Here is a 13,407-nt window from a genome sequence, read left to right as displayed (position 1 = left end):
AATTCACAACATGGAAAAAAAATTAGAAAATGATTTTATTAAGTTCTGGCTTGAAAATGGAATTTTGCATTCCACTTTTGAGAAAAGTACAGACATGACACTCGATAAAATTAAGCAACTAATTGAATTAAGAACAGCGATTTCTGAACGTGAAAAACAATATTGGTACTATGATATTACAAGACTGAAAAATTTTCCAAAAGAAGCAAGAGATTATGCTGATTTACATGGACAAGAGTACCTTTATGCAACTGCCGTATTAGTCAATTCGCACATAACAAAATTTATCTTTAATACCTTTTTAAAATTGAAGTCGGCAAATTTTCCTTTTCAAGTATTTACAAGCAAAGAAAAAGCAATTGAATGGCTTTTAGAGCTCAAACAAAAAAACGAGAAGAATTTGTAAAAATGCAAAACTAAATGTAACTTGTAGGAAAGATAAAAATGATATTGTGACAATATTATTCGTAATTTGCGTGTAACTTACTAAAAATGTAGCGATTAAAATTAAAATAGGTAAATTAAATAAATTTTGTAAAACTATTTTTAATTAAGAAGCTATTGATTAATGCTTAGATATTTAAAAAATGTAGGAGTTGTTTTAAAAAAGGTAATCATTATAGGGTAAGCAGTGCGTTCTATTTTTTCCATACAGTTGTTGTTAATTTCTTCAAAATTTGCAATGTATACTTAGTAAAATTTTCATGAAAAGTAGTTAAGCTGTTTGGAAAATTTCGGCATGAATAATGCTACTTTTTTACCAAATAAAAACAGAACAAATCCCAAAATTTAGTAGATGTCTAAGTTAAAAGAAATATTAGCGCTAATTCGTTTAATGAATGCAGATGAATTTGATGGTCAGCTGACACAAGGTGATGGTCTGGATGCGATACACGAAGAGCTTTTGTTTCTTTTTAAAAAGATGGAATCTAAGAAACGCAGAACAGAAGTGATAATTGATCACATTTCGAACTGTTATGCTGGTGACTTCTTTAATTTATTGCCAATCTCAGAAGAGCAAGACGAGTTAGATGTTTTCTGTATGGGATTTAATACTTATATAGAAGAGTTAAAAGCTGTTATGGTTTCTAAAAATTTGTTAGAAACGATGAACGAGAAACTGATCGATGAGAAAGAACGTTCGGAGCGATTAGCAATTGCGAAAGATGAATTTATGGCTAGCATGAGTCATGAAATCCGCACGCCTTTAAATGGTATCTTAGGATTTACGGATTTACTTATTAAAAATCCTTCTTTAGATGCAGATACTAAAAAGCAACTGGATTATATAAAGATGTCTGGGGACATTCTTTTAGTGATAATCAACGATATTCTTGATTTAGCAAAAATTGAATCTGGTCAGATCACATTGTCTAAAAAACCGTTTAATCTCCCGTTGTTAACACAACTTATTTATGATACCTTTTCCAATAAAACGATTGAGAAAAAAATCAAATTTAAGATCTCAATTGATGAAAATGTACCTACTAACCTAATTGGTGACTCCATCCGAATTTCTCAAATTTTATTTAATTTAGTGAGTAATGCGGTTAAGTTTACCCGAGTAAAGGGTAAAATTAAGCTGAAGATTAAATTGACTAAAGAGGTAGATGGCTTTTACTATATTAAAATGTCAGTTAAAGATACAGGAATTGGGATTCCCTCTGATAAGATCGACGAAATCTTTAATCCCTTTATTCAAGTTAGCGATGATACTGCCAGAAAGTATGGTGGAACTGGACTAGGTTTAGCTATTATCAAAAAAATTATTACGCTGATGGAGGGAGAAATCGAGGTAGAGAGTAAACTGGGCATAGGAACAAAGTTTACAGTAACCATTCCTTTCCAGAAACCAGTTAATGAGTCTGCAATTATTGAAAATATTAATAATGAGCAAATGGCTAAGCCGAGATTAGCAGTAAAAGATCGCAAGATTAAAGTTCTTTTAGCCGAGGATAATCGTATTAACCAAATTTTAGCTCAAAAGGTGCTCTCAAGATTAAATTTTGTCTGTACTACTGTTGAAAACGGAAAATTAGCAGTTGAAGCAGTTAAAAATGAGGATTTTGATATAGTTTTAATGGATATCATGATGCCTGTGATGAATGGCTATGACGCTACTTTGGCAATTCGTGGTCTAGAAGATGATACCAAACGAAGTATTCCAATTATAGCATTGTCAGCAATAGTGACTGGTTCTGTTAGTGAAATATGTATTTCCACTGGAATAGATGCCTATTTATCAAAACCATTTGATATTAATGAGTTATATAATACTATTATTAGACTAGCTCAAAATTCTGAAAGTTAGTAGCTGTTTCTCTTTTAATGGCTTCAATCGTTACTCCTGAATATTATCCTATCCTAAAAGAATATTTTCAAAAAATGGTAGACAAGCAAAACGAAAAAATAGTTCTTAAGAAAATATAAAGGACTAACTTCTCAATCTAAGTTTAAACTGCAGTAAAAACTTGAAGCCACTTTCATTTCTTTATGTAACTTTGTCTGCTTAAATAAGTAAATATGGACTTGAAGAACTCACAATTAGACGTTGATAACTGGATTAAAGAACACGGTGTTCGTTATTTTAACGAATTGACTAATATGGCCCAACTTACGGAAGAAGTAGGGGAGGTGGCTAGAATAATTGCCCGTCGTTATGGAGAGCAGTCAGAGAAAGAAAGTGATAAAAACAAAGATTTAGGTGAAGAATTAGCTGATGTTGTTTTTGTGGTGCTATGTTTAGCAAATCAAACGGGTATTGATTTACAAGCTGCTTTTGACAAAAAGATGGATTTAAAGTCGATCCGTGATAAAGACCGTCATAAAAACAACGATAAACTAAAATAATGTTATAAGTAGGTACAAAACTTTGGCAACAACTTTATTTAAAATAAATTTGTCAAAGTACACTATCCAACAACACATCCAAAAATGAATTTACTGTTACAAACTACCCATTCTAATTTGCAAGCCAATATTGCGGTTACAGGATCAAAAAGTGAAACCAATAGATTGTTATTACTTCAAGCTTTGTTTCCCAATATTTCATTAGCTAATACTTCAAATTCTGATGATAGTGAGGTCATGCAAAAAGCATTAAAAGGGAATGAGGAAATAGTAGATATTCATCATGCCGGAACGGCAATGCGTTTTCTTACTGCTTTTTTTGCAGTCAGTGAAAGTAGAGAAGTAGTTTTAACGGGGTCACAACGTATGACAGAGCGCCCTATCAAAGTTTTGGTCGAAGCACTGGAACAATTAGGGGCAAAAATAACGTACGAGAAAGAAGCAGGTTATCCTCCCATTCGAATCAAAGGGCAAAAAATTACCGCCTCTAAAGTGAATATTCCTGCTAATGTAAGTAGCCAATACATTTCTGCATTACTATTAGTGGCTTCAAAATTAGAAAACGGAATCGAAATCAACTTAGTTGGTGAGGTCACGTCAGTGCCCTACATAAAAATGACTTTGGCTTTGCTAAACGATTTAGATATTCAGACTAGCTTTGAGGGAAATGTAATCAAAGTGTTTCCAGTACAGCAGGTACCATCGAAAGTGATGACTGTTGAGTCTGACTGGAGTTCAGCGTCTTACTTTTTTAGTTTAGTTGCCTTAGCAAATACAGCTTCGATAAAAATCAGCAGTTATAAGGAAAATAGCTTGCAGGGTGATTCAGCTTTGGTTGAAATTTACAAGAAAATGGGAGTGAATTCGCATTTTGAAAATAATTGTTTGACTTTGACTAAGGATGCCAACTTTAAACCTGAAACTATTAATCTGGATTTAAACAACACGCCAGATATCGCTCAAACAATTGTAGTCACTTGTCTTGGATTAGGTGTAGGCTGTCACTTAACTGGCTTACATACCTTAAAAATTAAAGAAACAGATAGACTAGAAGCGTTACGAATAGAATTGACAAAGTTGGGCGCAACTATTTCGGTGACTAATGATAGTTTGACTCTTGAGCCTTCGATTAACATTAATTCTAATGTTACAATTGCTACTTATAACGACCATAGAATGGCAATGGCATTCGCTCCCCTCGCTTTAAAAGTGCCCATTATCATAGAAAATGCTGAGGTTGTGTCAAAATCGTACCCTGATTTTTGGGAAGACATGAAGAAATTAGGGTTTACGGACTCTGAAATTTAATATTTAAAGGTAGTGTTTATAGGGCATTGCTCTGTTACTTAGTGTTTTTAGGATATTAAAACTAAATTAAACACTAAAACACTTGACAACGCCTATCTCACAGTCGTATATTTGCATCCGCTTAGTTATTTGATTTTCAATTAACTTTTTTGACACCCAGAGCATCGTCAATGGGTTAACTCTAATATATACTATAAATGAAATTATCACATTTTCAATTTGATTTACCAAAAGAACTTCTTGCTGAATTCCCTTCGGAAAACAGAGATGAAGCACGTCTTATGGTTATTGATCGTAAAGCACAAACTATCGAGCATAAAATGTTCAAAGATGTTATTGATTATTTTGATGATGGAGATGTTTTAATCTTGAATAACACTAAAGTTTTTCCAGCTCGTTTGTACGGGAATAAAGAAAAAACAGGAGCAAGAATCGAGGTTTTCTTATTAAGAGAGTTAAATGCTGAACAACGTCTTTGGGATGTTTTAGTAGATCCAGCACGTAAAATTAGAATTGGTAACAAATTATACTTTGGTGATGATGATTCATTAGTAGCTGAGGTTATTGATAATACAACATCACGTGGGAGAACATTACGTTTCCTTTACGATGGTTCTTATGAAGAATTCAGAAATAAATTGACTGAACTTGGTGAAACACCAATCCCAAAATATATTTCTAGAGATGTTACTCCTGAAGATGCAGAGCGTTACCAAACGATTTATGCAAAAGAAGAAGGTGCTGTTGCAGCTCCTACTGCAGGATTACACTTTTCTAAACATTTGTTGAAGAAATTAGAAATTAAGGGAATTAAGTTTGCTGAGGTTACTCTTCACGTAGGTTTAGGTACTTTCAATCCAGTTGAAGTAGAAGATTTATCAAAACATAAAATGGACTCTGAGGAATTGAAAATTACTCAGGAAGCTTGTGATATTGTAAATACCGCAAAAGCGCAAAAAAGACGTATTTGTACTGTAGGAACTACATCGATGCGTGCTGTAGAGAGTTCAGTTTCTTCACAAAACACCTTGAATCCCTTTGACGGATGGACAAACAAATTTGTTTTCCCTCCTCATGAATTTACGATTCCAACTTGTATGATTACAAACTTCCATACGCCAAAATCTACTTTATTAATGATGGTTTCTGCATTTTGTGGTCACGATTTAATGAAGAGAGCTTATGAAGAAGCAATCAAAGAACAATATAAATTCTACTCTTACGGTGATGCAATGTTAATCATCTAATACACCATAAAGGTTAATTCACTAAAAAATCTCGCTGTTTATTAGCGAGATTTTTTTTTTGGCATATTCGTAAAAACGAACCGGGCTTTACGTTGCAATCTTTTTTAATTTTCCGCTAGCGCTACTATTAAAAAAGGATTTTCACTGCTATCCCTTATGCGGGAAGTGTTCTAAATTTACGACTACTAATCTACTTGAAAGACTAATTTTACAGTAATAGTAGCCGTTTTGTTTTTTGAATTAGTGTTGAACGATCCGCCATAGGAATAATCCTCTGAAGAGTTTTGAGCAATAATCTGGAAAACACCCATGTCTGATTTTTTTAAATTGCCTAAACTGGCATCGGCGTTCTCAGCAATACTCTTTGCTCTAGAAGTTGCGTCTTTGGTTGCTTCGGCTATCATTTTTATTTTTAGTTCGGCTAACTTAGTATAGTAGTATTCAGGGGCATTCGAGTAAAATTCAATTCCAGAATTTATTAATTCACTCGATTGTCTAGAAACTTCTTCAATCTTATTTACTTCCTTAGATTGAATACTTACATTTTGACTTAAAGTAAAACCGCTAAATAAATTTTGTCGTACTGTCCCGTTTTCATTATATGTGGTCTCATAGTTCTTATTGAAATTCACTGCAGAGAAAACAATGTCTTTTTCAGCGATGCCGCTACTCATTAAATAGCTTTTAATTTTTGCACGATCACCATCGAGCAAAGCATAAGCCTCCTTTAAGGTGCTGCTTTTTCTAGAAAAGGATCCACTCCAGACAATTAAATCAGAGACAAAGTCCGTTTTACCTAAACCTGTAACGCTAATCGTATCGCTACTTCTATTCCTATTTTGAAATGCATTTGAAAATAAAAATGCAGATATAATTAAAGCAATTGACAAAAGGAGCGCATTTAAACTGTTCTTGTACATGAATACTTGTTTTTTAATTCATTCAAATTTAGCTAATTAATATTCGAAAAAACCATTTTATAAAGGAAAAAAGCTTAGCCTGTACTTACGAGGTTTTAATAAAATTAAAGGGCTATATTTTATGTTAAAGCTCACGCAGCTCATTTGTAGGCCAATTATTAATTACTATTTTTACAACACTAAAACCAAATTATGACTTTTGAAAATACTAGAGCTTTTGCACAAAATTTAGACGCTCAGGACAAATTACATAAATACAGATCTGAATTTCTTTTTCCGAAAGTAAATGACAAACAAGTGATTTACTTTACAGGAAATTCTCTAGGCTTACAGCCCAAACGTACTAAAGCTTATGTTGACGAAGTAATGAATGATTGGGCAAACCTAGCGGTTGAAGGTCATTTTTATGCAGACAAACCATGGTGGGATTACCACGAGCGTTTTGCAGCGCCTTTGAGTAAAATAGTTGGTGCTTTGCCTTCTGAAGTTACAGTAATGAATACGTTGACGGTTAACCTGCATTTATTGATGGTTTCTTTTTATCGTCCTACTGCAACGCGATATAAAATAATTTGTGAAGAAAAAGCTTTTCCATCAGATCAATATATGTTTCAAAGTCAAGTTCAATCTCATGGTTATGCAACTGAAGATGTCATTGTCGAGATAAAGAGAAGAGAAGGAGAGCACAATATCAGACTAGAAGATGTTTTAGCTACAATAGAAGAAGTTGGTGATGAACTTGCTTTGGTTTTAATTGGAGGCGTTAATTATTATACGGGGCAAGTTTTTGATATGAAAACCATTACTGCTGCAGGACACCAAGTGGGTGCTAAAGTAGGTTGGGACTTGGCTCATGCAGCGGGAAATATCAAATTAAATTTGCACGATTGGAATGTAGACTTTGCAGCCTGGTGTAGTTATAAATACATGAATTCAGGACCGGGTAATGCTTCTGGAGTATTTATTCATGAGAAGCATCATAACGCTGGTTTGCCTCGGTTTGCTGGATGGTGGGGACATAATAAAGAACGTCGTTTTAAGATGGAACCTACGTTTGATCCTGTGCAGGGTGCTGATGGCTGGCAAATTAGTAACCTTCCAGTACTTTCTTTAGCTCCATATTTGGCTTCCGTGGAGATGTTTGACGAAATAGGCATGGATGCTTTAATTGAAAAAAGAGATAAAATTACCTCTTATTTAGAATTTGTACTGCAGGAAATCGATAAAGAGGTCGATAGTAGTTTTGAAGTTATTACTCCTTCAAATCCTTTAGAGCGTGGTTGTCAATTATCTGTTTTTCTTCATGGAGAAGGTCGAAGTTTATTTGACTACTTAATGAAAAACGGTGTTATTACAGATTGGCGGGAACCTAATGTAATTCGATTAGCTCCAGTGCCTTTATATTGTTCTTATGAAGATATGTATGAGTTTGGGCAGATATTAAAAAAGGGGATACAGCAATAAAGTACAAAAGCACAATTTATCAATCAGATAAATTGTGCTTTTTTTATATACATTTAAATTACAATTTGTTTCAGAATTTCGGCCACGTTCAACCATAAAAAGTTAAAGAAAGATTTTTCTGGAATTCGTTCTACCTTAGCTTCGGCTGGGACTGTTTTTCCATCAGTATCATTCTTAACAATTAAATTTGCTACCCAACTCTTTAATTTACTTTTCTTTTGTGGATCATCTTTTTGATATAAAGTGACTTTCAGGTCATGATATTTTAAGGTAGCGGTTTCATAAGAATTAAAATCATTTCCTTTGATTGTAAAATCGAGTTCGTCAAAAGTCCCTTGTGTTGTGGCCCGGATATAGGGTTTGGTAAATCGAGAAAGATCAGCTGTTTTTAGATTTGTAATTTTTCCATTAAATTTAAAGCGGTCTTTTTTATCCAATACATTAAAATTCCACTGTACTTTGAAAGGGGAATTATTCATAAATTTACAATTAATAGCAATGTTTATATCAGGAAGTTTTGTTTGTTTGTAGCCACTTTGAATGTGGGTAGCGGTGAGATTAAAATTGTCAAAGGTTAGCATGCCAGGTCCTTTCTCAAAATTGATTTCTTCTTCGTACACTAAAATTGAATTGCGGATGCTTAAGGTATCTACCTTTAAAGGGAATGGCATGTCCCTTAAAAGTTTATTGTACAATGGCTTTTTACTCAAATCATCAGCAGGTAATTTATTTCTATAAATATTAGCTGACATTTGGTCAATAGTTATAGAATTTACGTCAAAGAAAAATTTGTCATCTTTTATTCCCCAATCCATTGCGTTCAGCTTAATTAAATCTGCTTGTAGAGTAAAAAGATCTTTTTCCTTTTGTAGAGAATTCACAAATTGTCTTCGGCTATATTCGGGGATTAATTCAAATTTTTTAACCGTCAACTTTTCATCAGTTGTCTCGAGATCTTGACTAGTAATGTGGTATACGTCGCTAATTTGATAATAAATACTGTCTGTTTTAATGCTGTATGCATCATAAGAAAAGGGTATTTTCTTTTGTAATAAATCATCAGTGATTACAATTCCATCGAGGTTTAAACTAAGATTGACCAAGCTTAGAATAGGTTTACTTGTTTTGGTATGTACAATTTTTAGATTTCCTTTGTTAAGCTGAATTGACGAAACCATTATAATTTCTTGAAAAGGCTCCGCCACATCAGAACCTAAACTTTTAGAGTTATTGATGGCATTGTTAGTTTCTTTATAAAGTATAATTTCGGGTGTGTTGATAATGATATTATCTGCTTTTATTCTGTTATTGAAAAGAATGTCCCATACTTTGAATTCGTTTATTTCTATAGAAGCAATTTTAGAATAAATGCCCAACTTACTAATACTATCTTTCTTTTCTCTTTTAGGAGAAATGTTAATTTTAGAAGCTTTAATGTTTTTGGCTAAAAGATCAATTTGTAAATCTCCATAAGTAATATTGTATGCTGTTTTATTTTTCTCAGAAATAATTTTAGGAAGTTGTTTGTTTACCCAAAAGTTCAAACCAAAATTGAATAACAGGATCAAAACAATCAGGCTTACTATAAAGACAGCTATTTTTTTGTAGACGTTCATTTAGAAGTTTTATAATTAAATATAAAATTACAACTTTAAGTAGTATAAAAAGTGTCTCCATTATCTTTAAGAGTTGTAAGATTACAAGATCTTTATGTGGGTGAAGGACCGAAAGGTCTTAATAACTTTAGCTTAAAAATGCTAATTCTATAATATTTGTGCTAAATAGTATAATCAATTTTATTGCTTTTGGTATTTACTTTGTCTACTAGTTAATTAAAACTTTAAAATTATGAGAGCATTATATTTTATATTAGTATCCTTACTAATTGTTTCATGTAGAAACCAAGGTTCAATGGATGTAAAAGATGAAAAACAAGCCAGTATTGATTCGATGAGAATTGAGATAGAAAAACAAAAAGTAATCGATTCTATGCAAATCCAAATGGCAAAGACCGAAGCTCAGAAAGAAGTCATTGTAGTTAATCAACCAGCTAGAAGTACAGGTACTACTAACTCAACGACAACCACTACAACGACAACTCAAAAGAAAGGTTGGAGTAGTACTGCAAAAGGTGCTGTTATTGGGGCAGGTGTAGGTGCTGCAACTGGAGCAATTATTAGTAAGAAAAAGGGTCAAGGAGCTATCATTGGAGGTTTAGCAGGTGCTGGTGTAGGTGCAGGAACCGGTGCAATTATTGATGGTAGCAAAAAAGAATAATTCGATAAATAAATACTATTTAATTTTAAAGAGTGTTTAAATTCCAAATGGATTTTAAACACTCTTTTGTTTTACCCTATTTTTTTTTAAAGAAAGATTGGGTAGGAGTGTCTTTTCTAGCGTATTGAAAACGATCAATTAATTTGGGTAAACAATAACCATCCAATCCATTCAAAGCAACTACATTAGCTTTTTCAATTTGTAACCAACCATCCTCATGTGCTAAGTCTTCATTAAAGAATATTTTTTCAATACTAGCAACTACTTGTATTGTGTCATTTTCTTTTATATGATATTCATTGATGTATTTACAGTAAAGTTGTACGGGACTTCCTTGTACAAATGGAACTGCAATATCATTTCTATACTCCTCTTCAAGCTGTGTCTTTGTAAATTCAGAAATAACTGCTTCATAATTAGCCGAAGTATGGTGAGCATCAGCAATCATAGTTTCCGTAACATGGTTGACTGTAAAGTAAGTTGTTTCTTTTATATTTTTGTAGGTGTCTCTAGGTACGGTGGTAGGTCTTACAATAAATCCAATTAAAGCAGGATCGCTACCTAAATGAGTGACGCTGCTAAATATCGCAACATTATTTACCCCTTCTCCAGAACGACTTGCAATCAAATTTGCTGATTTATAGCCTGTACACGAATTGATCAGGTTCAATCGTTCTACTCTGCTCATCTTATCAAGATCATCTACCTTTAACTCTTTCATAATTATTACTAGTTTAAACAAAGATAGTTTTTGTTTAATAAATATTTTAAAAAAGTAAACAAAAATATAGTCAGCTTTTGAAAAATACTAAGTATGTTATTTGCAAATAAGTTAAATTGAAATGCAAATAATTTATATTTGTTACAATCAATTGTGTCAATTATGAAAATAATCAAAAAAAGTCTCGTCATTTTAACCATTATACTTTGTGTTATAATAATAGCCACTGTTTCTTACATCTATTATTTAAAACCAAAATACGAAGGGCAAATACAGTTTAAAGCGCTTCATAAGGAAACGACTGTATATTTTGATGAGTTTGGAATTCCTCATATCTATGCTGATAATAGCACAGATGCCATGAAGGCTTTAGGGTATGTTCATGCTCAGGATAGATTATGGCAAATGGAATTGATGCGTAGAATTGCGCCAGGAAGATTATCTGAAATCTTTGGAAGTGTCGCATTAAAGAATGATAAGTTTTTTGCTGGCCTCGGTATTGAAGAGGCTTCTGCAAAGGCAATAGCAAATCTCGATAAAAACAGCCCTAGTTATCAACTTGCAATGGCTTATTTAGACGGAATTAATTACTACATGGATGAAGGCGTCACACCTATTGAGTTCCAATTAGTAGGAGTTAAAAAAGAGAAGTTCACGCTAAAAGATGTTTATAATATTTTTGGGTACATGTCTTTTAGTTTTGCGATGGCTCAAAAGTCAGATCCTTTGATGACCGATATACGCAATAAATACGGAGTAGAATATCTAAAAGATTTAGGTCTTGATGGCGCATTTAATACTTTGAAAATTAAAAATGCAAAGAACCATACTGAAGAATATGCTGCCATATCTAAGTCGGTAGCAGCGTTGTTAGATCGATCAGCTATCCCGCCTTTTATAGGAAGTAATAGTTGGGTTATTGGAGGTAAGAAAACAGCTAGCGGTTCTGTTATTTTTGCCAATGATCCACATATTGGATTCTCCCAACCTGGGACTTGGTATGAAGCCCATATTGTGACACCTGAATTTGAGTTGTATGGCTGTTATCTAGCAGGGACGCCATACCCTTTATTAGGTCATAACCGTGATTATGCTTATGGATTAACAATGTTTGAAAATGATGATGTTGACCTTTATCAAGAAGAAAATAATCCTGAGAATAAAAATCAATATAAAACACCAAAGGGTTTTGCGAATTATGAAACTAGAGTAAAAACAATCAAAGTCAAAGACAGTACGGATGTTGTTATGAATGTAAAAATTAGTCGTCACGGACCCATAATGAATGATCTAATTTCAGGATTGCATACTAAAGAGCCTGTGGCAATGTCTTGGATTTACACACAACAGCCCATCCAAATCTTGGATGCAGTGTATACCTTATCTCATTCTAAAACCATTGCTGATTTTCAGAGAGGAGTTTCACTAATCGCAGCACCTGGACTAAATGTAATGTATGGTGATGCTAAAGGAAATGTGGCTTGGTGGGCTACAGGAAAACTGTATAAACATAAAGACACAGTAAACCCAAATTTTATTTTAGACGGTGCGTCAGGGAATGATGAAATTAAGGAGTATTTGGATTTCTCCAAAAACCCTTCGGCTGTAAATCCACCTTGGAACTACGTTTATTCAGCAAATAACCAACCACAAGCAATCGATGGTTTTTTATATCCTGGTTATTATCTTCCGGAAGATCGTGCCAAACGAATTACAGAATTATTAGATGCAAAATCCAATTGGGACAAAGAAGCTGTCTCTAAAATGATTACTGATAACACCTCTTCTGTGGCGATTACGGTTACTGCTAATTTAATTCACAATCTAGCAATTAGTACCCTTTCTAAAAATGAAGAGCAAGCACTAGCCCACTTAAAATCCTGGAAAGGAACAAATGAACTAACGGATATTGCGCCTACGATCTATAATAAATGGATTTACTTTTATTTAAAAAACACCTTTGAAGACGAGCTAGGATCCGCAGGTTTTGAGCAGTTTATAAGCACACATGTTATGAAACAAGTAATCGCAAACCTAATCGAAAATGAAAATTCAGTGTGGTGGGATAATATCAAAACGAAAAATAAAATAGAAACGAGAAAGGATATTATCTCAATAGCTTTCAAACAAGCTTTAAGTGCTCTAGAAAAGCAATTGGGTAATTCTGTTTCATCCTGGACGTGGAATAAAGTACACAAAGTTAAATATGAACATCCACTAGGTAAAGTTAAGGCTTTAAGCCAAATTTTTAATGTAGGCCCCTTTGAAGTGGCAGGTTCAAATGAAGTTATTAATAATCAGATGTTTCATTACACTGATGCTAAAGAGTACATAGTCACTGGAGGTCCTTCAACCAGAAGGATTGTAGACTTTTCAGATGTAGAAAATAGTTGGAGCATTCTACCTACGGGACAATCTGGTAATCCATTTAGCAAGCATTATGATGACCAAGCCTTGTTATACAATCAAGGTAAATTTAGGAAAATGAAAATGAATAAAGAAGAAATTATAAAGACATCAACTAAATTATTGTTTATCGCAAAATAACGATTTGCACTTGTTTTATTATGTAAATGCTTCAGTAGTATTTTATCTGTTTTTTGCGTGAGGGGGTGTAGCG

At 33.3% G+C, this 13,407-nt stretch carries 11 protein-coding genes; 8 read left to right on the top strand and 3 right to left on the bottom strand.

The window, feature by feature from the left end:
* Positions 1-10: 10 nt before the first annotated feature.
* The 5 genes from ACEN2K_RS12875 (at position 11) to queA (ending at position 5,405) form a co-directional block, all read left to right on the top strand.
* On the top strand, positions 11-406 hold the full coding sequence (locus ACEN2K_RS12875; protein WP_441759740.1) for a DUF7793 family protein: 396 nt from the start codon (positions 11-13) through the stop codon (positions 404-406).
* A 390-nt stretch (positions 407-796) separates the two neighbouring features.
* On the top strand, positions 797-2,311 hold the full coding sequence (locus tag ACEN2K_RS12870; protein ID WP_441759739.1) for an ATP-binding protein: 1,515 nt from the start codon (positions 797-799) through the stop codon (positions 2,309-2,311).
* 212 nt (positions 2,312-2,523) lie between these two features.
* Entirely contained in the window at positions 2,524-2,850 is a 327-nt protein-coding gene (locus ACEN2K_RS12865; protein WP_441759738.1) for a nucleotide pyrophosphohydrolase, read from the top strand.
* 84 nt (positions 2,851-2,934) lie between these two features.
* Positions 2,935-4,158, top strand: coding sequence for a 3-phosphoshikimate 1-carboxyvinyltransferase (gene aroA / locus ACEN2K_RS12860; protein ID WP_441759737.1), 1,224 nt, complete (start codon positions 2,935-2,937; stop codon positions 4,156-4,158).
* 197 nt (positions 4,159-4,355) lie between these two features.
* Complete coding sequence (queA, locus tag ACEN2K_RS12855) at positions 4,356-5,405, top strand: tRNA preQ1(34) S-adenosylmethionine ribosyltransferase-isomerase QueA (RefSeq protein ID WP_441759736.1); 1,050 nt, start codon at positions 4,356-4,358, stop codon at positions 5,403-5,405.
* A gap of 185 nt (positions 5,406-5,590) precedes the next feature.
* On the opposite strand, the gene ACEN2K_RS12850 is transcribed toward queA, so the two are convergent.
* A complete protein-coding gene (locus ACEN2K_RS12850) occupies positions 5,591-6,325 on the bottom strand; it encodes an SIMPL domain-containing protein (RefSeq protein WP_441759735.1) in 735 nt (244 codons plus the stop codon).
* A 192-nt stretch (positions 6,326-6,517) separates the two neighbouring features.
* On the opposite strand from ACEN2K_RS12850, the gene kynU reads away from it, so the two are divergent.
* Complete coding sequence (kynU, locus tag ACEN2K_RS12845; protein WP_441759734.1) at positions 6,518-7,789, top strand: kynureninase; 1,272 nt, start codon at positions 6,518-6,520, stop codon at positions 7,787-7,789.
* Positions 7,790-7,842: 53 nt separating this feature from the next.
* Here kynU and ACEN2K_RS12840 read toward each other — a convergent pair whose 3' ends face one another.
* Positions 7,843-9,405 carry a hypothetical protein gene (locus tag ACEN2K_RS12840; RefSeq protein WP_441759733.1) on the bottom strand — a complete coding sequence of 521 codons (1,563 nt, stop codon included), beginning with the start codon at positions 9,403-9,405 and terminating at the stop codon, positions 7,843-7,845.
* 232 nt (positions 9,406-9,637) lie between these two features.
* Between ACEN2K_RS12840 and ACEN2K_RS12835 the strand changes: the two genes are divergently transcribed.
* The gene (locus ACEN2K_RS12835) at positions 9,638-10,066 is read left to right on the top strand and encodes a YMGG-like glycine zipper-containing protein (RefSeq protein ID WP_441759732.1); all 429 of its coding nucleotides are present in this window, start codon (positions 9,638-9,640) and stop codon (positions 10,064-10,066) included.
* A gap of 76 nt (positions 10,067-10,142) precedes the next feature.
* Here the strand turns inward: ACEN2K_RS12835 and ACEN2K_RS12830 are convergent, their stop codons facing one another.
* A complete protein-coding gene (locus tag ACEN2K_RS12830) occupies positions 10,143-10,787 on the bottom strand; it encodes a flavin reductase family protein (RefSeq protein WP_441759731.1) in 645 nt (214 codons plus the stop codon).
* Positions 10,788-10,949: 162 nt separating this feature from the next.
* On the opposite strand from ACEN2K_RS12830, the gene ACEN2K_RS12825 reads away from it, so the two are divergent.
* Positions 10,950-13,334, top strand: a complete 2,385-nt coding sequence (locus ACEN2K_RS12825; protein ID WP_441759730.1) for a penicillin acylase family protein — start codon at positions 10,950-10,952, stop codon at positions 13,332-13,334.
* Positions 13,335-13,407 lie beyond the last annotated feature (73 nt).

Origin of the sequence: Flavobacterium sp. W21_SRS_FM3 (assembly GCF_052113625.1) — a bacterium.
Classification (GTDB): domain Bacteria; phylum Bacteroidota; class Bacteroidia; order Flavobacteriales; family Flavobacteriaceae; genus Flavobacterium.
This window is presented reverse-complemented; position numbering and strand designations above follow the sequence as displayed.